Source organism: Flavobacterium sp. FlaQc-48 (assembly GCF_044007335.1).
Taxonomy (GTDB): Bacteria; Bacteroidota; Bacteroidia; order Flavobacteriales; family Flavobacteriaceae; genus Flavobacterium.
In genome coordinates this window covers 21,754-46,446 of the sequence record NZ_JBIPCR010000013.1, presented here as the reverse complement: position 1 = coordinate 46,446, position 24,693 = coordinate 21,754, and the positions used below count along the sequence as shown (strand labels likewise).

14 protein-coding genes are annotated in these 24,693 nt (G+C 31.8%); 7 read left to right on the top strand and 7 right to left on the bottom strand.

The annotated features are described in order from the left end of the window. Positions 1 to 1,490: 1,490 nt before the first annotated feature. From ACHRWY_RS18925 to ACHRWY_RS18900, 6 genes are all read right to left on the bottom strand, one after another. Positions 1,491 to 1,931 carry a hypothetical protein gene (locus ACHRWY_RS18925; protein ID WP_395356769.1) on the bottom strand — a complete coding sequence of 147 codons (441 nt, stop codon included), beginning with the start codon at positions 1,929 to 1,931 and terminating at the stop codon, positions 1,491 to 1,493. A gap of 171 nt (positions 1,932 to 2,102) precedes the next feature. Further along, entirely contained in the window at positions 2,103 to 2,900 is a 798-nt protein-coding gene (locus tag ACHRWY_RS18920; RefSeq protein WP_395356768.1) for a hypothetical protein, read from the bottom strand. A gap of 582 nt (positions 2,901 to 3,482) precedes the next feature. Next, positions 3,483 to 4,235, bottom strand: coding sequence for a hypothetical protein (locus tag ACHRWY_RS18915; protein WP_395356767.1), 753 nt, complete (start codon positions 4,233 to 4,235; stop codon positions 3,483 to 3,485). Next, a complete protein-coding gene (locus ACHRWY_RS18910) occupies positions 4,228 to 5,187 on the bottom strand; it encodes a radical SAM/SPASM domain-containing protein (RefSeq protein WP_395356765.1) in 960 nt (319 codons plus the stop codon). The genes ACHRWY_RS18915 and ACHRWY_RS18910 overlap by 8 nt, the downstream gene beginning before the upstream one ends. Positions 5,188 to 5,197: 10 nt before the next feature. Next, positions 5,198 to 5,536, bottom strand: coding sequence for a hypothetical protein (locus ACHRWY_RS18905; RefSeq protein ID WP_395356764.1), 339 nt, complete (start codon positions 5,534 to 5,536; stop codon positions 5,198 to 5,200). Positions 5,537 to 6,602: 1,066 nt separating this feature from the next. After that, entirely contained in the window at positions 6,603 to 7,337 is a 735-nt protein-coding gene (locus tag ACHRWY_RS18900; protein ID WP_395356762.1) for an IclR family transcriptional regulator, read from the bottom strand. A gap of 158 nt (positions 7,338 to 7,495) precedes the next feature. On the opposite strand from ACHRWY_RS18900, the gene ACHRWY_RS18895 reads away from it, so the two are divergent. Further along, the gene (locus tag ACHRWY_RS18895) at positions 7,496 to 8,170 is read left to right on the top strand and encodes an SDR family NAD(P)-dependent oxidoreductase (protein WP_395356761.1); all 675 of its coding nucleotides are present in this window, start codon (positions 7,496 to 7,498) and stop codon (positions 8,168 to 8,170) included. A gap of 126 nt (positions 8,171 to 8,296) precedes the next feature. On the opposite strand, the gene ACHRWY_RS18890 is transcribed toward ACHRWY_RS18895, so the two are convergent. After that, positions 8,297 to 8,737, bottom strand: coding sequence for a hypothetical protein (locus ACHRWY_RS18890; RefSeq protein ID WP_395356759.1), 441 nt, complete (start codon positions 8,735 to 8,737; stop codon positions 8,297 to 8,299). 1,338 nt (positions 8,738 to 10,075) lie between these two features. Between ACHRWY_RS18890 and ACHRWY_RS18885 the strand changes: the two genes are divergently transcribed. The 6 genes from ACHRWY_RS18885 (at position 10,076) to ACHRWY_RS18860 (ending at position 24,687) form a co-directional block, all read left to right on the top strand. Continuing rightward, positions 10,076 to 10,582, top strand: a complete 507-nt coding sequence (locus tag ACHRWY_RS18885; RefSeq protein ID WP_395356757.1) for an OmpH family outer membrane protein — start codon at positions 10,076 to 10,078, stop codon at positions 10,580 to 10,582. Next, entirely contained in the window at positions 10,566 to 11,171 is a 606-nt protein-coding gene (locus ACHRWY_RS18880; protein ID WP_395356755.1) for a hypothetical protein, read from the top strand. Before ACHRWY_RS18885 ends, ACHRWY_RS18880 begins: the two co-directional genes overlap by 17 nt. Next, on the top strand, positions 11,168 to 16,870 hold the full coding sequence (locus ACHRWY_RS18875) for a hypothetical protein (protein ID WP_395356754.1): 5,703 nt from the start codon (positions 11,168 to 11,170) through the stop codon (positions 16,868 to 16,870). The genes ACHRWY_RS18880 and ACHRWY_RS18875 overlap by 4 nt, the downstream gene beginning before the upstream one ends. 67 nt (positions 16,871 to 16,937) lie before the next feature. Next, positions 16,938 to 19,943: a leucine-rich repeat domain-containing protein gene (locus ACHRWY_RS18870; RefSeq protein WP_395356753.1), complete on the top strand. Its 3,006-nt coding sequence runs from the start codon at positions 16,938 to 16,940 to the stop codon at positions 19,941 to 19,943. Positions 19,944 to 20,336: 393 nt separating this feature from the next. Further along, a complete protein-coding gene (locus tag ACHRWY_RS18865) occupies positions 20,337 to 23,960 on the top strand; it encodes a VWA domain-containing protein (RefSeq protein WP_395356752.1) in 3,624 nt (1,207 codons plus the stop codon). A 10-nt stretch (positions 23,961 to 23,970) separates the two neighbouring features. Next, entirely contained in the window at positions 23,971 to 24,687 is a 717-nt protein-coding gene (locus ACHRWY_RS18860) for a hypothetical protein (RefSeq protein ID WP_395356750.1), read from the top strand. The last annotated feature ends 6 nt before the right edge of the window (positions 24,688 to 24,693 follow it).

The following is a 24,693-nucleotide window of genomic DNA, read 5'->3' as shown; positions in this document are numbered from 1 at the left end:
ATATGAACTAATTCAAATCAAATTTTTTTATGTGGCGGCTTGGAATCCTTTTCTCAACTAGAAAAAAGAAAATAAAAGTAATTCCTCAATTTAAAAATTTGAATTACACTTTTTTATTAAGTCCTTAGTAAATAATTTTATAAAACCTTTTAAACACTACTAATACAAAAAATTAAATGCGGAGCCTCTTCATCCGAAACAAATTTACCATAAATCATCTAAAATCTATTTTGAAAATAGACGCTTTAAGTTTTGTGGCAAAATCGTGGCACATGATATTTTCGAAAACAAGAAATCCAGCAAAACAAAGGTCTAGCGAGTTTAGGTTCGAAACTTTTAGATCTACAAATAATTAAAAAAATTAGTATGCAGAGTTTTATTGCAGAATCGTGGCATGTTGTATTTTTGAAAACTAGAAAATCAGCAAAATCAATATCTGCCGAGTTTAGGTTCGTAACTGTATTGCAGCATATCTGAGCGTGCTCGGTGCTGCAGGCATACAGCTCACACCATATGTAAAGTATTTATTTCCGTTTTTACTTATTTTATAACAGTAAATATGTATGCTCTATATCATATGGCAGTCAAAAAAAACAATTATATTCCACTAATACTTTGCGCAACCGGTTCAGTTCTTTTAATAATATTTGGATATTTTTGTTCAATAAGGGTGTTTCAAATTATTGCTATTGTACTTCTTTTTATGGGCTCAATATTAAACAGTGCGCTGTAATTCAGAAGAAAACTAAAAATAAATTAAACTTACAAAGTAAAGCCATCCTAATTTAAGTGGAAAATAAAATCAGCAGAAACGAACCTACTAACTAAAATAAACAATTACAATTTATAAAACATTTAAACTAAGTTCTATTGATATTTTTGTTATTTTTATGTTGTTTTCTTTACTGTAAATCTTTTTATAATCCTCTCTGCTATTTTCTAACATCTATAAACACCAAAGCTTTTCATTACTCAGTAAATTCATTTTTTCTTTAATACCCTTCAAAGATTTATTGAATCTTCAATTCATGTCAAATTTTAATTGTAGTGAAGAATTGTTTTAAAGACCTGTGCGTTTATGATGAAATCGAAAAAATGATTGATGTTTTTTTTAGATAATCCTTGTCTCTTTAATAAAAAATATTGTTCATTAATAGATGATTGCACCATAATAATCAAATATCTTCTTCTAAAATAGAACGCTTGGAATTTAATATGATCAATTATGGCTAATAAAAACTATTTCAAAGAATAAACAGCTATTTATTGGCCGATTAGTAATATCTAAAAATTTGAATGTGCTGGGATGTGCCAGGCAACTTAAAATTTCAAGAAATACTGTTAAACGTTATGCCAGAATATATGAACTTTTTTTTTCTGGGCTTGTGTTGATACCAACTAATCATAGTATTTCCAATCGAAATGTTTAAGACCGATATATTAAAAAAAGAAGTAGAAGCTCACAAAATTAAATATATACTAATCCACTATTAAAATCCTTGACTTGCCCTATTGTATCCCTGAATTAATGCATCCATTCTTTTTGGGCTATCTGGATGCGAAGCCGTCCCGGTATAAGAAAACATTAGATTCATTGCAGATAATGCGTCTTGAATGCTAGGACAACCCAATTTGTAGAGAACATAGCCTGAAATGTAGTCAGACTGAAGTTCTTTTGTCCACGGATGCAAAAATGATCCGTACCATGAAGAGTGCATTCCAAAATGATGACCTACTTCATGTGCTAAAACCGAAATAGGCGCCCATTGATTATTTGTGTACAGATAGTTCAAGAAATTTGGATTGTAAGTAATAAATCTATTGCCAAAATTATCGGCAAATGCGCATGCATTTTGAACTTCGCCTCGATATACAGGTATTTCAGAAATACCTAAAGTGGCACATACACTAGTGACTACATTTAATGCCAAGTAACTGGGTGGTTGCATTCCTGATGAACATGCCCCTCCTGAATATGAGCAATAATAAATTTGCGAATATCCTTGAAAAGAAAACAATAAAATTGCGAAAAAAATCTGTTTCATAGCGTAATTTATTTAATATAATAAAGACATTCAGTTATGTAGTAGTTAGATTATTAATTAAAATATGTCATGAGAACTTTGTATAAATGTATAGGCTTCGATTCGCTGTGGTGTATCGACTGTTATTGCAAAGGTTAGCCAACATAAACTTAAATCAATCTTCTTGTTCTTTGACATTTTAAATCTATATTTTGGAATAATAACTGTATTTGAAGCATGTAGTGTTTTGTTTATTTCTAATACATTGCTTTTGTTTAAGGGGATCCAGCCCTCTGATCCAAAAGTGCTTAAATAAACTCTAACGTATTTTATTGATAAGCTGTCTCCGGGGATTTTTTTTCTAGGATTTTTTTTTATGATTCCATACTGTGGTTGAAAAATAATTTCATTGCTATTAATTTTAACTTCACCTTTAATTGTACAAACTAAAGGAAACAAAGTGTCGTTTAGTGTGGATTGAATAATACAGTTTTTGATTATTGTTCGATTGTCGTTTACCGTATTTAAATCATTTTTCTTTAAATACACGATCTCATCAAGTGGTTTGGGTTTTCCAAAAAAAATACAGCTGGCTAACAACAGTGATGAAAAACAGCTTATAAAAACAACTGTATAAACAAGGATATATCCTGCAAATTGTAAAGTTTTATCTGAGGATTTTGTAAGAGAAGAAAATACAAACAATAAAACCATTAATCCAATCATAATAAGTATACTTATTAATGGAATCTGAAAATTGTTAATTCCAAATGACTTAATTATGGCAATAACCGCCACAATTCCAGCAACTGACAAAGCATATTTTGTGACGGGAACTTTTTCAATTGCGACCTTTATTACTACAAGTGGATTCATATGCTCATTTATTAACTGGTTTTTATATACAGTTGAGACAGTCAATTTAGATCATAACTTTTAAAAACTATTGAATTTGTTTTATGATATGGTTATATTAACGGATTAGTTATGTGAAGTTCAAAAAAAATAAACCACGATAAAGTCTGGTAGTGAACTAAAAAAAATCGTTGATTATTTGCAGGTTAAATTACTGTAATTTATTGAAATTCAAATAGGTATATTTACCTGTTTTGCTGTAAATAACTTCTCAATAAATAACTTAGGAAAGTGAAAAGTTTCAGAAAAATCTGAACATGAATTAGTGGGAATTAAAAAGACACTATGTTTGGAGTGGATACCTTTTCTGCCACAAAAAGTTAAGGCATTTTTTAAAGATATTTCACCTGTTTAAGTTTTGTGGCAGAATCGTGGCACATGGACTTTTGAAAAATGAAAAGTCCAGCAAAATTAAGGCATAAGAAGTTTAGGTTCGAATATATTATAGTGCTTAATTGGATCCCGGATGTTCTACATTTTTAATATTAATTACTTCAATTTTTTCTACTACAAAAAAAGTGTCTTTAAATCATTTATAATCTACTAATTGATTGGCATATAAACCAAAGTAAAATTGAATCTTTGTGGTTTTTTATCATTGTATATCTTAGAAATAGTAGGCACATCGTGCCAGGCATGTGCACCTAAGATATTTAAACATCCTGGATTGTCGTAAAAAGGGATTAATTCGTCATTATATTTTATTCTTATACAACCATCCACATTCATTGACATCGGAAACTGAGCATTTATCATATCACCATAATGGGAATCATGATGTAGTCCAATAAAATCATTCTCCCCATAATAGAAGATGCTGCCGTAATCATAACGATAATTTTCTCCTACGGAAATCATAATAGGTCTAATTAATTCTGATATTTTAACAGACATCATTTCCAGTTCGTCACTAAATATCTGCCAAATCTTATCATTTGCAAGTGCAATCTTATCATACTCTGTTCCAGGCTTAAAAAACAATCTTTTAAATCTATGCCCTGAAATAGAACGACCAAAATACTCTCTATCTTTTCCTTGATAAGACACAAAGTATTTATACGAGTTATCAATAACATACTGGTAAAGATTTGCTAGAGCTTCACTATCTATTATTGATGGTATTTGAACGAAGCCTACCTCGCGAAATGTTGTTGCGTACTTTTCAATATCCTCATCAGTAATGTTTGATATTGAAAATATTATTGAATTAATTACTTCTGAAATTCTATACTTTAAATCATCTTTATTACACATTAAAACAATTTTTATATTAATTAAATAATGCACTTTATTCACAATATGTATATTTATGAGGTAAACGTTCTGTTTCCCAAGATAAATTACATAAAGATCGACATTTGGATAATTCTCGTGTTTCAAATGCTTTTTTACTATTCCAAATACTTTGAAACGAATTTGACTTAAAATTACCAAGGTTTGTGTCTGTATTTGCTGAATAGTAACACGGATACCCATTCAGTTCACTATCTATAAATAACTTTGTAAATGCACAGCAGCAAAAATCAATTTCATTAAATAACGAACCTTGACCTTCTGCCTTGACAGTATTATAAGGCACTATCCCTTTTAATTCTGGGATGACTTTAGCTCGATCACTTATTTTTTTATAAAATTGTTTGACAGAATTTTGATAACTTTCATCATTGTTTTTTAATTCTAATTCATTTCGTGGTACAATTGGAAAAAAACGAAATACTTTAACACTTGGAAAAAAACGATCAATTAACTTATCTGCCGTATCTAAATTGCCTGGAGTCAGAACAGTAGATATACAAATTGGCTGATTTAAGTTGCAGAGATTTTCGATAGCACGAATCGCTTGGCTTCCACCAGCACCTCTTTGTAAATCATTTATTTTAATGTCAGCTGAATCAAGGCTAACAGCTACAGTAGCCTTTGGTGAGTGTTGATTGAATTCCTTGGCATATTTACTATGAGAAAACTTAATTCCATTCGTATTGACAGTAATTTCACTTATTCTTCCAGACACACATTTTAAGAAATCAAAAAAATTAGGATGAAGCGTTGGCTCACCTCCAGACAGAAGTAATGAAAACACTTTTGCATCACATAGATCATTGAGAAGTTTAAGCGTACTTTCCTTATCAGCAAATTTTCCATTAAAAGGCATTGCTGAACAATAGTTACAACTTAGCTGGCAAGATGATGAAAGAGCCATTTCAACATGTAAGGGCGCTGAAATCAAAAAATTGGAGACTTTAGTCATTTTTTTTTCGCTAAAGTTCAATTTCGTAATTTGTTAATTGTTCTTGGAATGAGATAAAATCGTCATGTGTTAATGGAGAGGGACTTTGTGATAAATCATCCAAAGTCTCACCGTTTTTAATTCTTTCAAGAAGACTAAATGCATCTTCATCCACAGTAAAAATTTGTGCTGTCATTCCATACACAAATAAGCCTCCCCAAGATTCTTTACGTAAATCAATTAAAGGTACTAAACCTTTAATATTTTTGTCGCCCGATGCAGGGCCATGGAACCAGCCATTAAAGGCTAATTGCCCAGATTTAATTGAATGTTCAAAAGATACACGATTTAATAATAATTCAATTTTCATAAGTCAGTTTTTTTTATTAGTTAAAAACCTTAATACATAATATGTTGAAAATTCAAGACTCTAAATAATCACACCATTAAAAACTTACATTTTTAAAATTAATCAACTGTTTTTCAATTAGCTAATATAAAAAATTCTTACAACATAAGAAATTATTTTAGTTAATAAACATACACCAAGTGTGAGCCAGAAAAAAATAGACTTAACTTTTTATTTCATATGGTACATTTGATATAACGTTTGTGATGTAATTACTTGAGATGAGGAAAATTCAAACAAAATTCGGGTGTAATAACATATAATTCTTTATCAGCATCACTAATGGGTGCATTCAAAAAAGATGAATTTTTCTACATATATGTGGAATTAGCGAACCAGATTAAAATGGTTTGGTAAGAAGAAATGTTTATTTGATTGGAACTGCTACTATTTTTGCCACAAAAAATTAAAGTTGTAAGGCTGGTTATTACCTATTTTCGATAATTAATAGTTATTGTGGCAGAATCGTGGGACATTGTATTTTTGAAAACCAGATAGTCAACAAAAACAAGGGTTAAGCAGTTGAGGTTCGGAACTTTTAGAAACTGTATTAAAGCTCCAATATAAAAAGTATCAATATCATTAATTCTGAAGCTTTTCTTGGTGCTGTGTCTTCAGAAATAATGAAAATAAAAAACTCCAAAGTAATAACGAGGGCACTGAAAAAGTAAATAGCAACCTAGAATTCTTAATTAAAATGTTTTAATAATTACACTTCTAAAAACTAATCGAACAGTTTTGAGTTAAATAAAAATGGATTTTAGTTACACGCAAAATATAATTTGAAGTTGACAATTAAAGCCTTAACACTCAGAGAGCTTTATAAAAAGGCTTACATATTAGTAAACGACGTTTTGTAATATAATCGTAGCACTAGGGTTTTTAAAAATTTAGAAACGAAGTAAAACCAAGACTTGAGAAGTTTACGTTCGAATATATTTCCATAAATCATTAATTTTCAGAATGCTGAAATAGAAGATTTTAAAAGCTATTGAGCGTTATTAAAAAAATATACTATATACTAAACTTACAGTGAATCAATATCGAGTTTGTTCTGATATTTTCCATGTTCCTTTAATACAAAATTCATAATTCGCAGGCTCTCATCGAACTGTGGCTTTTTAAATCTAAAGGAAGGCCCGGAAACACAAAGCACCGCAATGGGTCTGTTTTTATGAAAAATAGGGATGGCAACACAATTAAGATCCGGATCGTAGGCCTCTACATCTAAGGCATATCCTGCATTCTGGATGGTTATGATTTCCTTTTCCATCAGTAAAAAATTTTCTTTTTCAAATTCTTTAGCAAGACTAGCCTGTAAATGCTCAGAATAAGCGAGGAAACACTTACCTATCGCCGTAGTGGTCATCTCGTAATCTTTTCCCATATTAAGGGTAATCTTTACAGCTCTGTTGGGCTCACATTTAAGTTCGTGCCTGTAATAGGATCCCATCTGTACTGCAAGGTAAGAGGACTCCTTTGTTAGAGTAGATATTTTTTCAAGTAAAGGACGTATTTCACGTTTAAGCTCATGGACTGAAAATGACGGCACATACAAGGATTCAATCTTTGGGCCTATTTTATATCGTGGGCTGATATCATCCTGTTCTAAATATCCAAGCTGTTTAAGGGAATCTAAAAAACCATGAACAGTATTCTTTTTCAAATTTAGAGCCCTGGCCACATCATTGAGCCTTACAAAATTTCCATTGGAAGCAATATACTCCAATATTTGAAATGCTTTTTTTACCGATTGATTCATAAGTTCGAATATAATGAACAAATTTACATTTTAATCTTCACAAGAGGTTATAAGTTCGACAAATATCTACATTTGCCAGCAATAAGAACAACAACTCTTCTGCATTATAAATTAATTGGGTTCTAAAATTACCGAAAGGGCCCCCAATAGATTACATTATGAACAATTCGATTACAAATGTACTGGTTACCGGTGCAAGCAATGGTATAGGTCTTGGTCTTACCAAAAAATTATTACAGGAAGGCGCGGCAGTAATTGCCATAACACGCTCAGGAGAAATCAGCAATTTTTCACATCCAAAACTTACTATTATCAAAGGTGATATTAGTAATGAAGAAAGCATAAAAAATGCCGCACAACAGGTAAAAGAACTTGGAATCAAATTAGACGCTTTGATAAACAATGCCGGGGTTGGCCTGGATTTAGCAGACGAAATTCCTTCCGCAGCACTTATGAATGAAACATTTGCTACAAATACAACCGGAACTGTTTTGTTTACCGAAGTCTTTTTAGAATTTGTTAAAGATGGTGGACAGATTCTGTTTTTATCAACAGCAATGGCATTAATACGTAATATCGCTCCGAATGCTCCGGCATACCGAATGTCAAAAGCAGCGATAAATATATATGCAGTTATGCTAAGCCAAAGGCTAGCAAACAGAAACATACGTGTCACTCCTTTACATCCAGGATGGGTACAAACCAGAATGGGAGGCGATACCGCCCCTGTAACTCTTGATCAATCGGTGAATGGAATTTACAAAGCGATTACTGAAAATAAGCAGACTGGTAAATTTTGGAATATAGAATTAAATGCTGTTGAAGAATATTAAATTATATAATACAGTAACCTCTATGTTGCTGTCATCGTAATCAATAAATTTAAAACCCGGAATATTCAATATTCCCGGGTTTTATTTTTTTACTCTTACAATAATTGAGCATAACTGTCAAACAAATTAATGTCCTGAAATATTTTTAGCATGTACTACAAATTTCAACTTCTTTGCACAGTATAAGCCAAAAAACAGAATATATAAGTAACAAAAAACAGGCACAATAAAGGATTTCTGTACACCAAAATCAGAATCGGCAAGCGCTCCTTGAATCATAGGAATCAAAGCTCCTCCTAAAATCGCCATAACCAATAGAGATGAACCCTGACTAGTGTATTTCCCCAGTCCTGCAATACTCAACGTATAAATATTAGAAAACATAATGGAGTTAAAAATCCCAATTCCCAGTATACTGTACATCGCCATTTTGTCTTTAGTGAAAATACATAAAAGTAACAGAATAACATTAATCACAGCAAATATTGCCAATGTTCTTACCGGTGCAGATTTTCCAATCAAAAAGGCTAAAAAGTTTAAAACCAGAAACACAAGGAAAAAACTCATCTGACTAAAAGTAAGATTAACTATAAAATATATTTGAACCTTTGAATTATAGTGTTGAGTTAAAAATTAAAAGTAACAAGCCAAAAGAAATTATTTCAGTTCCAATTAATTCTAAAACTGTCGCTTTACTAATGGTTGCTGTTGTTTATCCTTCAAAGGAATAAAAAGATATTTCCCACTGGCGATTGTTTGCAACGAGTGCCTACTTTCCTTATAAAACAAGTCATAGCGTTTGCAACGCAGATAACTACAATAGGAGTAACTTTACACAAGTATATTCCTGTTTTTTTATTACTTTTCTTTTAAAATCAATATATTTGAGAAAAAAGAATGTCTGAGAAATATAAAGTTACAGATAGTACAGTACCCACTTTTATTATCATAACAGTTGTTGATTGGGCTGATTTGTTTGTGCGTCTTATTTACTGTAATATTTTTCACGAATCATTAAATTATTTGTATCAAAGAAAAAGGATTGAGTGTGCATGTTACTAATTCTCCGATTGGTGTAAATTTTTGATTAGACCTGGAATTAAAACCAAGCAATAAATATGGATAATAATTAGGACTGTATTTTTCATTTATACGATATGTTCTTAAACTGTTTGCTAACTTGTTTATATGCGTAACAATCTACACAAAGCTATCCAAATTTGGGTAGTTTTGTGTGATAAAATATTAAACATTATTAAAATCCGTATTTCATTATACTATAATAATCTTCAACAAACTGGTTAGATATTTTAATGCTTCCCGCTACAAAGAAAAAGCTTCAGAGAAATCCGGAGCTTTTTTTGTTTAGATATTGGTGGGCTCATATCCTTATACTATACCATTCAAAATTTGGTATTAATCCTAAACTTTAAGGATAAAAGCTTTTTTACTTTAAGCAATTCAATCATTAAACGCTCCAACCATCAATTAAGGCAACATACCTAATTATCTGTTTTTTTTCATAATTAATTATTATTTTAAATACAAAAAAACCATATACCTAAGTTAAAACAACATTAAACCATAAAAAAGTAAAAAAACAATTTTATTTTAACAATTAACTAAAGTTAAAATTTCTAATTATCAGTGTTTTACATTTTTAACAATAAAAAAAACAATAAAAAAATCCCAGAATGAGGGAAACCGTAATTAAATACAAGAATTATAATCTAGTTTTGAGCGCGTTAACAAATAAATAACATAATTAAATACAATAAGATTTACAAAAACAAATTCAGTACTCAAATAATTTCAAAAAATTAGAGAATACCTAAATTTCAAATATGATTAAAAACTAAGATTAAAGGCCCCTTACCTATCCATATAATTTAATTGTTTTATTCTGTGAAAAAAAATACCCAATCGATATTAATCACATTTAATATCATCCTATTATTCTTGTCATTATTAGTTTTAGTTTTAAACTATACAAAGAGCAACACCATAACTGTGTATGTAGATAATGAAAAACTCTTCAATAGCTTTGTTATGACTAAAGAGCTAAAAGGTTTAGGAGAAAAAGAATTTAATGCTAAAAAAATAAGTCTTGATTCTTTATATCTAAAATTACAATCTCCAGAAATTACAGATTCAGAAAAAAAAATATTGATGCAACGATTTGTTCAGGGAAAAGAAGAATTAAATCAATTTAATGAATACTTCGCTTCTGAACAGTCTTCTAAAATTTGGGCAAGGATTAAAAGCTATTCCTCAGAATTTTCAAAAGAAAACAAATACCAGCTTATCATCGGATCAGAAAATAAAGGAAATGTTTTATATGCTGATGAAGATATCGACGTAACAAACGATTTACTTACCTATATAAACAAAAAATATGAAGGAATTAAGTAAACTTATTTTCGTTTTGCTTTTTTTTACTTTATTCTCTTGTAAAAAAGATAATCAATCAGCAAATCCAGACGACTCAGAAATTAGAGATCGTTTTTTCAACCTCGAAAAAATTGGATGGAAATCTCGCCAGTATACTCAAAAGGTCGAAGACATTGGTTTTACTGCAACCGAAGTTCCAATTCAATACTATCTCTTAAAAGATTTAGGTACCGAAAATCTTAAAACAGTAGACTCTCTTTATGAAGTAAATAAAAGAGAGCGTATACTTGAATTTACTTTTCAACAGGAAGAAGAAAAAGATTTGCTCTCAAAAGATTTTACCGGAATGGAATATACAGATGCTGTAAAATATATGTCGTTTGGGTTAGACAAGGATTTTTATGTCGTAACATCCAAAAAAGATACTATTGCCTGTTCAGGCGTCACTTATGAACGAAACTACAAAATAGCTCCTTATCAAAAAGTAATACTATTCTTCTCCGGAATAGATCCTAACGAAAAAATACAACTTGTCTATACTGACTTCCTTTTTAGAAAAGGCACTCTAAAATTTAAATTTAAAGATACCTACACCCAAATAGCCTTATGATCAAGCAAAGAAAAATAAGTAAATTTAAAAAAACGTTAGCTATTTATTTAGCAATGATGATTCTTCTGGAAACCTTTCAGCCTATGCAAATTTATGCATTAACCGGAGGGCCGTCACAGCCGGAGTTCGAAGCCTTTACTCCTATCGGAACTTCTGATATGGTAGATCTCGCAAGTGGCGATTTTAACTATAACATTCCGATAATGGATGTGGGCGGATACCCTTTAAATCTCGCCTACAATTCAGGAGTAACTATGGATCAGGAAGCTTCCTGGGTAGGACTGGGATGGAATCTTGACGTAGGACAAATTAACAGACAAATGCGAGGTTTGCCTGATGATTTTAATGGCGATGAAATGATATATGAGAACAATTTAAAACCTAATGTTACTATTGGTGCCAATGTTAATGCTTTTTTAACCGCATTTGGAGTTAAAGAAGGCTCTGGAGGAAAATCGATAGGCGCCAAATTAAGTGCCGGAATGGGGATCAAATATAACAATTATGAAGGAATTACTGTCACCAATAGTTCTGGTATTAGTTATGCTATTTCCGACAATCTCTCTGTGGGAATGGATGTAACCTCATCTGCTTCAGAAGGTGTCTCTGTCTCACCAAGTGTTTCATTTTCTAAAAAAATACAAGAGAAAGAATGTTCGAATAATTATTTAAGTGGAAATCTGGGAGTTAATTACAATAGCAGAAAAGGAATAGAAACTATGACACTTTCATCTAGTTTGAGTAAAGTTGATGCTTATAATCATAAAACACTTGGTCAAGATCAATTATTATCAAGCTCTCTTTCCCTTATAAATGCTTCTTTCACTCCAACCAAGAGAGTTGGTATGTCCTCTTCTAATTATATGTTTAGTGTAAATGTTGAAGGAGAACTTTGGGGAATTGAAGGGGGAGTAAAATTTTCCGGATACAGAACCAGTCAAGGTATTAAAGATTCCGAAAAAAACAAGATTGAAAAAGCTTATGGTTTTGAAAATACTTATAATGCCGGCAAATCGGATATTTTAGATTTTAATAGAGAAAAAGACAGAATTTTTAATAAAAATACAACTTCATTACCTATTACCAACAATACTTATGATTTATACAGTATCCAGGGGCAAGGAATTTCAGGCATGTATCGTCCTTATAAATCTCAGGTAGGTTATGTATATGATAATGAAACGACAGATGCCACATCGGGAGGTACTCTAGGTTTAGAATTTGGTGCTGGCGGTGGTGTTCACTTTGGAGTAGATGCAACCGTAACATTAGGAAAGAGCAATTCTCTAATTTGGGAAAATTCAAATCCTTCTTTAGGAAGATTCAAAGAAAAAAAGAATAATAAACCAGACTATGAAAAAGTCTTTTTTAAGAATATTGGGGGCACACATGTAGATAAGGAATTGAATCTTTTAAACGATAACTTAGGAGGATATAGCCCTATAAGGTTAAACATTGACGGGGGGAAATTTTCAAGAAAAACTACTCAAAGATATTACAGCAGTAAAAGCACAATTCCACTAGAAGGTACGGGCACAATCGCTAGAACGAAACGCTTATCAAGAAATCAATCTATTGAAAAACTAACACGTCTTGAAGCATCAAAATTTGGATTTACAAAATATGATGAGACTAATCAATTTAGTCCATTTTCTGTAAAAGGAAAACAAGATCACCATACATCAGAAATAAAAATCACAAAAGATGGTGGAGAACGCTATATCTATGGAAGAGCAGCTTATAATGCCATAAAAAAGGAAGTTACTTTTGATGTAGGTAATAACACTGTTGACTATAAAACGAATCTGGTGAATTACAATGCAGATGTTGACAACTCAACTAAAAATGAGCAAAGCGGCGATCAATATTTCAATAGAATTACTACTCCTGCCTATGCACACTCCTATTTATTAACCTCTGTATTATCATCAGATTATCAGGATTTGAGTGGTGATGGTCCTTCAGATGATGATTTGGGAACGTATACCAAGTTCGAATACGAAAATAAAAACAGAGACAAAGCACATACTTACAAATGGAGAGTTCCTTTTAATTCTAATTCTGCCAATTATGATGAAGGTCTTCGCTCAAGCAAAAAAGACAATAAAGGAAATTATATCTATGGAGAGAAAGAATTACTGTATGTAAAAAAAATCGAAACCAAAACACATATAGCCATTTTTTATCTTTCTGAAAGAAATGATGGTTATGGTGTAGCTAATGAGAATGGAGGTCGTGGTAATGATTCTAAAATGTATAAACTGGATAAAATCTCTCTTTACTCTAAACCAGAATATAAAACTAAGGGTGAACAGGCAACCCCTATAAAAGAAGCACATTTCGAATACAATTATAGTTTATGCCAGGGTATTGATAATAATAAAGATAAAGGCAAAACTGATCCTTTGTCCCTAAATCAACAAGGAAAACTAACTCTTGCTAAAGTTTATTTTACTTACAAGAATTCAAAAATGGGAAAATTTACTCCCTACGTTTTTAAATATGCGCCAGGAAGTACTGTATATAAAAAAAATGGAGAAGAAAACTTAGATTATAACATTGCAACTGATACTATAATAAACAACCCCCGATATAACATGAAAGCTTACGATACCTGGGGAGGTTATAAACCATCAGAAGAAAAATTAAACGGACAAACATTAGGGAATTTATCAAATGCCGAATATCCTTTTGTAGAACAAAATAACAGAGAAAAAGCAGATCAACAGGCTTCTGTATGGTTATTAAAATCTATACGTTTACCATCAGGAGGTCAGATCGAAGTAAAATTTGAATCTGATGATTATGCTTTCGTACAAGATAAACAAGCCATGCAAATGTTTAAAGTTGTTGGAAGTAGTGATGATAAAATACCTGCAAATAAAGAGAATATTAATGAATCCAAAAGAATTGAATTGGTGAAAAAATATCTCTATGTTGAAATAGACCCAAGTCTAAATATAAAGGACAGTAAGATTGGTGAAACATTTTATAATAAATATATCAAATCTGTAGGAACAGAATCCAATCCTCTATATTTCAGATTCTTATTAAACATGGTAAATCCAAATCCTTTACCGGGAAGCAATAAAGACAAATACGATTATGTTACGGGTTATGCTAATATAGAACCCCCTACTCAATCCGAACCAATAAAGTGTGGATTCTTTGAAAATAATGGTAAAAATTATGCTTCTATTCCTATTACGTATGTTGGACAAGGAGACAAATTTACTAAGGAAACGGATACTGATAAAAATACAAATCCAATACAAAAAGCGGGTTGGAATTTTGGAAGACAAAACTTAAACAGACTTGTTTATAGTATGACTAATGAAGAAGACACTAACAATGTAAAAGGTGTTGTAATGGAACTAATTGGCTGGATCCCTACTCTTCTTGACATTTTTACAAGTCCAAATGAAAAATTAGAAAGAACCGGAATTGCCAGTCGTTTTATAACCGGAAAATCATGGATTCGTCTTATGAATAATAATGCCTGTAAAATTGGGGGAGGTAGTAGAGTTAAAAACATCGAACTCCTGGATCAATGGAATTTGATGACAAACAATAGCGATAATGATAATTATAAGCAGTCATATGGACAAGACTATACTTACAAAGACAAAGACGGAAATTCATCTGGTGTTGCTAGTTACGAACCACTAGGATCTAAAGAAAATCCTTTTGTAAAACCTTTTTATGATAAAAAGAAAAAAGATCTATTATTAGGTCCGGACAGTAACAATTATGTTGAGGAACCTATGGGAGAGTCTTTCTTTCCTTCTCCTAAAGTGACTTATAGCAGAGTAACTGTGGCTAATTTGGCACGTCAGAGAAAAAATGATCAAAACGAAAACTTAGTAGTTAAAAAACATGCGACCGGATCTGTAGTAACTGAGTTTTATACGTCTAAAGATTTTCCAACTATAGTCGATCGTACTGCTCTGGCTTCTAATTTTGATTCCTCTACTGCTCTGGCTAGTCTTTTAAATTTAAATGTAAAAAATCACATAACAATGTCACAGGGGTTTTCTATCCATACCAATGACATGGATGGGAAAATGAAAAGCCAAAGAGTATATGGAGAAGGACAAACTGAACCAATATCCGGAGTTGATTATAATTATAAAACGATAACTGATATTCAAAATCCAAATCAAGGAAGACTTGACAACACAATACAAACAATTGATTCTAAAAGAAATATTAATAAAAAACTTGTTGGAGTCGATTATGATGTTATTAACGATTTTAGAGAAAGCACTACCACCACTACAACCGCTGGTATTCATGTTAATATTGCTACACTACCAATTACAATATTTGTAATTGTTGTACCTACACCTATTCCCAGCTACTCTAAGCATGAGGATCAAATCAGGACAGCTACAACAACAAAAGTAATTCATAGTTCTGGTATACTTTCTGAAAAAGTGGCTTATGATTCAGGAGCAAAAGTAGCTACAAAAAACTTGGCCTGGGATGCTGATACAGGAGAAATCTTATTGACCCAAACCACTAATGAATATAATGATAACTACTTTAATTTCAATTTCCCGGCTTATTGGAGTTATGATGGAATGAGTCAGGCAGCAAAAAATGCTGGATTAGAATCTGAAATTATAAAAGTTGGCGATAATTATCAATTTAAAACGAATAATACAATCTCTGACTATTTAATTAATGGTGACGAAGTATATGTAACAGGATTTAATGCCGCTGGAGATATCAGGGATAGTAAGGCCTGGGTTGTGAAAGCTGGAAATGCTGATTTTAAACTTCTTGACATAAATGGAAAGTTAATTAGAGATATTGATGATAAGGGAAAAATAAAAGTCATTCGCTCTGGTCATCGCAACATTCAAACTGCTACAATGGCTAGTATTACTTCAATGAGAAACCCACTTTACAACTATGATGCAAACAATATTGCCACTACAGTAAGAGATACAATTGCAAAAGATCCATTTCGTCTTGCAACTGCCAACGATAGAATCGTAAATGCTTCTGCAGTACAATATAATGATGTATGGCCATCACAATGCGAATGTAATTTACCTAAAATGGTTTTTGTTAACGGCATTTTACGATATGAATATGAAAATGCTGCTAATTCTGATGATGATGCGGAAAGTAATAATTTTTACAACCCCTATGTTTATAATATTCTTGGTAATTGGAGAGCAAATAAATCCTTTGCATATTTAACTGGAAGAAATTATACACTTGATCCAACTCCTCGAAAAACAGGATTCTTTATGGACTTTGCTTCCTTATACATTTTCAAAAATAATAACTGGGTTATCAGAGACGATTCTAATTATAAAAAATGGACGTTCGCATCTGAAGTTACACAATACAATCCGTGGGGACAAGAGCTCGAAAATAAAGATGCTTTAAAACGATATTCATCAGCTATATACGGCTACAACAATCGTTTTCCCGTTGCAGTGGCATCGAATACAAGATATAGTGAATTAGCCTCTGACGGTTTTGAAGATTATGATAGTAATCCGGAAGAATGTTTAAAGGCTTCTCATTTTGATTATAAAGCGCAATTAAAACAAAATGATATCAGTATATCTACGACTCAGTCTCACACCGGAAGAAAAAGTTTGAAAATAGCACCAAGTAAAAAAGCAATAGTCAAAAAACAAGTGATTCTGTGTGCACCTGGGGAAACAAGTACCCAATAATTAGTTATAAAAACAACTATTAAAAAAATATTGATTTAATAATAAGAATTGGTAATAAACTAAAAATATGTCAAGAATTTTTAAACTAAAAAAATATTGGATCTCCACTCTATGTCTGTTACTTTTTTCATTAACAACAGTTGCTCAGGAATATAGTGATGAGACAATTGGTTTTGATTTGGTAAAAGAAACAGCCATTCTTAAAAAGTATGGTGTCACTGATCCAAATATGGCCAAAGAGATCGCTTTAATAAGAAAAATGTGTACCAGACGTTATCTTGCAATTGAAAAAATTAATAAAACCATTCTTCAAAACATTCATCCAACGGCTCAAAAATCAGCGAAGTTAACTGCCAGATCTACGGCAGTTACAGTCGCTGATATACCACAAACCGAACGAGATGTACTGCAGGCATTTTATAATATAGCTACAAATAAAAGTAATTTAAAAGGCTGGAATTTTAGTAATCCTGTAACTTCCTGGAATTCTCAAAATGGAACCGGATGGAACGGAGTTACAATAGTTGATGGACATGTTACTAAATTAATATTTGAATATGGAATTGACCTAAATGGTAATATTCCTTCCAATATTGCTCAGCTTAGCCAATTAAAAAATCTTTCGATAATTAATAATAAAAATATTAATGGATCAATACCGCCCGGGATTGTAGGTTTAACAAATCTGGAAACTCTTGATTTATATCAAACTAAGTTAACTGGTACGCTGCCAAGTAATATAGGCTTAATGTCAGCTTTAAAATTTCTGAGATTAAGCAATAATTTGATGACTGGCTCAATTCCAACTTCAATAGGGCAATTATCAGAACTTCGTGCTCTTGAAATTACTAATAGCCAATTATCCGGTACAATACCTACTGAAATAAGCCTATTAACAAAACTCCAATCTATAGCATTGTATGCAACCGGAATAAACGGTGAAATACCGCAGGGAATTTTCCAATTACATGATCTTGAATTCATTGCTTTTGCTGGAGGTACAGGATATATACCTCCTTCCATAGGCCAATTAACCAAGCTTCAATATTTAGATTTGGGTATTTCCAAAATAAGAGGAACATTGCCAGCTGAGTTAGGACTATTATCTGAGTTAACCTATCTTTCAATTAACAATAGCCCGGAACTAACCGGTACCATCCCTTCAGGAATTTTTCAATTACAAAATTTAATTGAGCTATTTATGGTTGGCTGTCCAAATCTAACCGGATCACTTCCAAATTCTGTCAACCAACCAAACATACAATCTATTTACTTAAACAATAACAACTTAACAGGATCAGTACCCGTTTTTAACTGTCCTAATTTAGGAGAAATATACTTAAGCAACAATAAGTTTAGTTCTGTATCGCCACAATTTGGGCAAGGTACAGCACCTATAGGTACAATAAATTTAAGTTATAATAAGTTTTCAGGAGCTGCACCTGCTTCACTTTTTCAACTTCAGAGTTTACATGAAGTATATTTAAATAATAATGAATTAAGTGGTCCGTTACCAGTCAATATTGGGAATGTTAATATTCTGGATTTAAGTTATAACAAATTTACCGGATCAATCCCTCTTTTTAGCAATATCGCTAATCTAACGAATGTTTTCTTAAACAATAACCTGTTAAGTGGCAACATAAGTAGTCAAATTGCCTTTGGATTTACATCAAATCTATCTGAACTACGTATAGAATCAAACAAATTCACATTTGCTGACATTATGAACTTAATGCAACAGCATATTGTACCCGGTCTTACATATTCACCACAATTAAAAGTAGGACAACCAAAAACAATTAACACTGCTAATCCTATTGTACCGCTTTCTATCGATTATGATAATCCCACACCTGATGACACTTTTCAGTGGTACAAAGGGATATCTCCAAACGGAGTATTAATCAACTATCCTGGTATGACTTCTACCGGGCCCAGATTGGTTCTGGAAGATGTAGAATCCTCTGATTCTGGATATTATTATTGTGTAGTAAAAAATCCACTCCTTGGTGGTGGTGGCCCCGGCCAACAACTAGTTTTAGAAAGCGAACCAATTCTGCTAAATGTATTGTGTCGTCCACAAACTACTGGCACATTGAATATAACCTCCGAAGATTTTTTAATTGGAAGGCCTGTTAATTTTTCTTTTGATACTAGTACTCCTAATGTATATTTTAAATGGAGTTTTTATGATCTAAATGGTGTAGTTACAGGGAGTACCGTACTATCCTCCAGTACAGTTTCAAAATCCTATAATCTTCCCGGTACCTATAAAATAAAATTGGAAGCAATACAAAATAACTGCACAACAACTATTGAAAAAACATTTACAGTTGTATCATGTATCCCAATTACAGGAGCAATAAAAGTTACAAAAACAACCAGTTATCCTTTTCAATTTTCAAATCCAGGCAGCATTTCTGCAATTGCCTGTAGTGAAACTGCTTTCCCTGTTAAATTTTATGCTTCGACACAAACACTTAATATAGGCACACAGCTTTACACAAACGAAGGCTTGACAAGTGCTGTAACAAATGGGATTTCCTGGTATCAAAATCAAACTAATGCCACATCCTATAAAATCGATGCAAGCGGTAAAATAACCGAAACTTTTTCTTGCAGCAGTCCTATTGGCTATGCGTTTAGATTTTCAAGTCCCGGCAGACCTACTTCTAGTGAAGTTTGTTCGCAAACTGGTTTTCCCGATACATTCTATGCTGCTTCATCTTCTTTAGGTATTGGAACGCAACTTTACCTGGATCAAAATTTAAAAACTCGTGTAGGTAGCGGAAATTTATGGCGCAAAGAAGGGATTAATGGATTAACATATCGAATCGATAATGATGGTAAAGTAGCTGAAACCTCCTCTTGTACACCTGTTTTACAATCTTATTGGTATAAAGCAGACGACCCTGTTGTAAGCCCACAGCAAGATTATGTAGTTTACATTTCTGAAGATGGAGATGAAAGGACTGCATACTTATCTAGAGAAGAAAGCGGAAATCCTTGTCAAGAAATAATTGCCAGAAGAATTGTGCGAGCAATTAGAGTTTCTCCATGCACTCCATAGTCGAACCTGCAAATAGTTTTACTTTCAAGCTTCCAAAAGAAAGAGAATCGGATTCCATGGCTTGTCCAAAAACTAGTTTTACAAGTACACATTATACTGATACATTGATTTTACAAATTGATATACAATTGCTTACACATCAATTCAGTTTCAAAAAATTATGCTAACATAAGTTTTATAATAGTAAAAAAACGGCTAAATCAAATAATCTCCTAACAAGTTTATTTATTGAAGCTCATCTATTTCGAAGATTTGGAGCACACACACAAGGTCGATGTGAAGAAATACAAGCCCGAACTATTCAAAATTGAATTAGTTACTTGTAAAGAATGAAAAATAAAAAAGTGCCAGTTTATTAATAAATATTAAATAAGTCTGTAATTAAAATATAATATGGAAAATATTTTCAAAACATATAAAAGTTGGATAATCAATTTAGGAATAATCTTATTTTCATTCACATCTTTTGCTCAAACTTACAGCGATGAAACTATTGGTTTTGATACTGTTAAAGTTTCTGCAATATTAAAATCACATGGTATTTCTGACAAAGACCTTAATTATGAACTTACTATAGCTAGAGAGCATTTTACTTTATTATATCGTATGCAAAAAAATGAATTAGACAAGATTCAACAAGGGCAAAAAACTAAGCAAAATTTAAGTACTGCAAATAGCAAAACAATGAGAACATTAGCAGTTCCGGATATACCTCAAAGTGAAAAAAATGCTTTATTAGATCTGTACAATAGCACTAACGGAGATAATTGGACTGATAAAACAGGTTGGGATTTTAATACTCCTGTTACATCAAACTGGTATGGAGTAACTGTTTCTAGTGATAATCACGTAATAAATCTTACAATACAAACCAATAACCTACAAGGTCCACTTCCCGAAAGTATTGGAAACTTAACACAGTTAAAATCTTTATTTCTTGGTGCAAATAAAATAACTGGAACAATACCAACTAGTATAGCAAATTTATCTAATCTAACTGTAATAAGTTTAAATATTAACCAATTAACGGGTGGGATACCATTTGATAATGCTAACTTACCTAATCTTAAGACACTTTACTTGTATAGTAATAAACTAAATGGTAATATTTCTGCCAACATTGGCAACCTGCAAAGCTTAGAAACCTTAGCAGTAGATATGAATGAATTAACTGGAACAATACCAAAATCGATTGGTAATCTGACTAAATTATCTCAGTTTTCTTTAAATTTCAACCAGTTAACCGGAGAAATACCAAAAGAGATTGGAAATGCTTCTGCCCTTGAATATATTCAAATTTCAAGTAATAAGTTAACTGGTAAAATTCCTGTAGAAATCAAGAAATTGGCACTATTAAACAATTTGCATTTAGGGAATAACGAGTTAAGCGATCTCATCCCTCCAGAGATAAGCCTTTTATCTAATTTAAAATCATTTGATATTAGTCGAAATAATTTTCGTTTTGTAGATTTTGCAAATGAATACCCACTATATAAAAGTCGCCCTAATTTTTCTTTTTACTATAATTCTCAAAAAAATATTGATAACACAGCAACAATAACTGCGGGAATTGGTACCTCTGCCACATTAACTATGTTCGAAGACGGCAGAACAGCAGGTACAGATGCGTTTCAATGGTATAAAAATGGAGCTGCGATATCAGGAGCTACATCGAGAATCTATACTATCCCAAATGTGCAAGCTGTTAATGCCGGAAGCTATTACTGCATCGCAAAAAATACTGTAATAACAGATCTAACTTTAACCCGAAATACTATTCAATTAGTTACCGCAGCATGTACCAATGTATCCGGTGCCATTAATTCATCTCTGGAAAAGTTTTGCATCACTGAGCCAAGTACGTTTTCATTTCAAACCAGCAATACAAATTTAAAATACAAATGGTCTGTAACTACAGCCGAAAATGTCGAAATAGATTCAAAATCAGATGATGTCACTGGTAATTATGCTTATACTTTTAGTAATCCTGGATCTTACATTATCAAAACCGAAGTAACAAATCAGGCAGGTTGTATTACAAATTTCACCAAACCAATTACAGTAATTGATTGTCAGACTTTTTGTGTAAACCGTCCAATTAATCTGTCTTTTGAAACAACTGCTAAAAACATAAGTTATAAATGGTACACTGTTAAAAATGGAACAACTCAGCAACTCAACCCAATTACAAATACAACTGGTTCCTATTCTTTTACACCTCCCAATTCTGGTTCATATACCATTCATTTGAATGCCTATTATAATAATGAATGTACTTTTGAATTTACAAAAAATGTTACCGTTGAAAAATGTGAAGATTTTATCTCCTGTACAAAGAATAATCCAAATACTCCAAATATTAAGGCCATTTTTAAAACCTTAGCTAATAAATTAGTCAACCTTCCCGCTGAAACTATAAAAAATGGATATACCTGCGATGAACTAAAGGCATTAGCATTTTATATTAAAGATGAAAATCCTGCTATATATAATTTCGTTCATAACACACAACAAGGTTTTATTGCTTTTTCATTTTCAGAACACACTGATTACGATGTAAAAATTGCTACTAACGGAAATTCAATCGCAGATTTTAATCTGGATGATTATGAATCCAATGAAATTGTAACTAAACTAATAGCACCAAGTGGTCATATTGATACTTATATTAACCATATTGATTTTTGCTCTGAATTATATTGTGTGAATCACGTTGCTTTTGTATTAGACGAATCAGGATCGATTGACCTTACTGAAGCAATTAAAATCAAGAAGCAATTAAAAAAATACATACAACAACAAGCTAATGATAATGACAAACTGCAATCGAACATTTATGTTTCTTTAACCGGAATGTCTGACAGTGATAGTGTTACAAGAGAAGACAATATAAAACCAACCAGATTAAGTAATACAGATCCTGCCACTTTAAAAAAATTCAATAACTGGATTGATAATTATCGTACACGCAACGGAACTGGTATAAGTTCCTCTTCGGATTATTGGAAAACCGCTTTAGACGTAACGCTAAATTCTTCTATAAAACCAAATGTTGTTATTATGATTACCGATGGTTGTGAAACGAGTAACGTAGAAGCATTAAGAGACCAAACGATGGCACGATTTAGTAATTCGAAAAGTACTCTTTTTACCAATCCTGATAAGCCTCATTTATATGTAGTAGGTATCGAAAATGGATTTTACGTAGATGGTGGTATTACAGGCGTAGCATCACTAGCTCGTAATGAAGATCCAAATTATGTTCAGTCATTAACTGCATCAAATAACGAATCAAGAGTTGTTCCTGTCTTGCGAACATCACTAAAATATCTACTAAGCCTGGGGGAAAAAGAATACCCAGAAAGTAAAATTAACGATTTCAGATACGATTATTATGGCTACGAAAACTTTGATCCATTAGGAACATTAGAAAACGAAGCTTTCTTCTCAGATAATCTAAAACTTAGCAAATTTACTTGTGGGGATCCTACTGACAAAAACTATTGCTCAGATTGTTTAAGTTTTCAACCTATACCTGGGAAAGAATATCTGTTAAGTGCGTGGGTTAAGGAAGAATCTGCTCTACAGGTAAAAACATATGAAAATGCAGTAATAAATGTCATTTTTTATAACAGTGCTGATACTGATGATGTCAGAAACCGAATTGGAACAGAAAAATTAGTTGCCAAAGGCGATATAATTGATGGATGGCAAAGGATTACAAGTAAATTTTTAATTCCAAATCTAACAAAAGCGATTGGTATCGAACTTGAAAATTTGAGCAATGGACTTCCTGTATACTTTGATGACATCAGAGTTCACCCACTTGATGGAAGCGTGAAAACATTTGTCTATGATTCTGAAACTTTCAAACTGATGTCTGAACTGGATGAAAACAATTATTCGACTTTCTACGAGTATGATAATGAAGGTGGTTTAGTTCGAATCAAAAAAGAGACCGCTAAGGGAGTTAAGACAATTCAGGAAACCCGCTCAGGTACTATTATTAATAACTAGATTAATGTTTATGTTTCGCAAAATAATATTTTTTATCAGTCTTTTATCCCTTGGTTCTATTGCATATAGTCAAACCGTAAGTGAAGTTTTGCAACAAATGGGAAAACAATATACAATAGCTGAACCTCTTCAATACAATTCAAATTATGCTCTATATAAAAGTGCTGATTCTAAAAAAATAGAGCAGGCCTATAAGGGGTTTTTTAGCAAAAATTCTTCTAACGAAATTTACATGAAAATAGATCAAACTGAAATATTAAACTCAAAATCTATTAATCTAAAAATTAGTCATCCTGAAAAAGCAATTCAGATTGCTGATCCGATAAAAAATTATTTTGGAACTTTCGATATTAAGCCTTTACTAGATCTATGCAAAATAGAATCTTTTAGAGATTTTAAAACTCATTGGGAAATCACTTTATTGGCAAAAAAGTATTCAGCTCTTCCCTATTCTAAAATCATTATACAGATATCAAAAAAATATTATCTGCAAAAATCAATTTTTTATTATAGTACAGCTGTCAATTTTTCTAAAGATTACAAAGCTCCAAATTCGTATTATCCACGATTAGAAGTTACCAATACCAACTTCAGTAAAAAAACTCCTAATCCTTCGATTTTTATAACCAAAAATTATATCACAATGATGGGCAATAAAAATTATGTTCCCGTTGAAAGATTGCAGCATTACGAAATTATTGACCAAAGAACCATTTCCAATAAATAAAATCAG

Bases quoted from the DNA above. Each gene is read 5' to 3' on its own strand.
- ACHRWY_RS18905 (WP_395356764.1), bottom strand. From the start codon at position 5,536: ATGAAAATTGAATTATTATTAAATCGTGTATCTTTTGAACATTCAATT.
- ACHRWY_RS18900 (WP_395356762.1), bottom strand. From the start codon at position 7,337: ATGAATCAATCGGTAAAAAAAGCATTTCAAATATTGGAGTATATTGCT.
- ACHRWY_RS18875 (WP_395356754.1), top strand. From the start codon at position 11,168: ATGATCAAGCAAAGAAAAATAAGTAAATTTAAAAAAACGTTAGCTATT.
- ACHRWY_RS18865 (WP_395356752.1), top strand. From the start codon at position 20,337: ATGGAAAATATTTTCAAAACATATAAAAGTTGGATAATCAATTTAGGA.
- ACHRWY_RS18880 (WP_395356755.1), top strand. From the start codon at position 10,566: ATGAAGGAATTAAGTAAACTTATTTTCGTTTTGCTTTTTTTTACTTTA.
- ACHRWY_RS18860 (WP_395356750.1), top strand. From the start codon at position 23,971: ATGTTTCGCAAAATAATATTTTTTATCAGTCTTTTATCCCTTGGTTCT.
- ACHRWY_RS18920 (WP_395356768.1), bottom strand. From the start codon at position 2,900: ATGAATCCACTTGTAGTAATAAAGGTCGCAATTGAAAAAGTTCCCGTC.
- ACHRWY_RS18895 (WP_395356761.1), top strand. From the start codon at position 7,496: ATGAACAATTCGATTACAAATGTACTGGTTACCGGTGCAAGCAATGGT.
- ACHRWY_RS18890 (WP_395356759.1), bottom strand. From the start codon at position 8,737: ATGAGTTTTTTCCTTGTGTTTCTGGTTTTAAACTTTTTAGCCTTTTTG.
- ACHRWY_RS18870 (WP_395356753.1), top strand. From the start codon at position 16,938: ATGTCAAGAATTTTTAAACTAAAAAAATATTGGATCTCCACTCTATGT.
- ACHRWY_RS18910 (WP_395356765.1), bottom strand. From the start codon at position 5,187: ATGACTAAAGTCTCCAATTTTTTGATTTCAGCGCCCTTACATGTTGAA.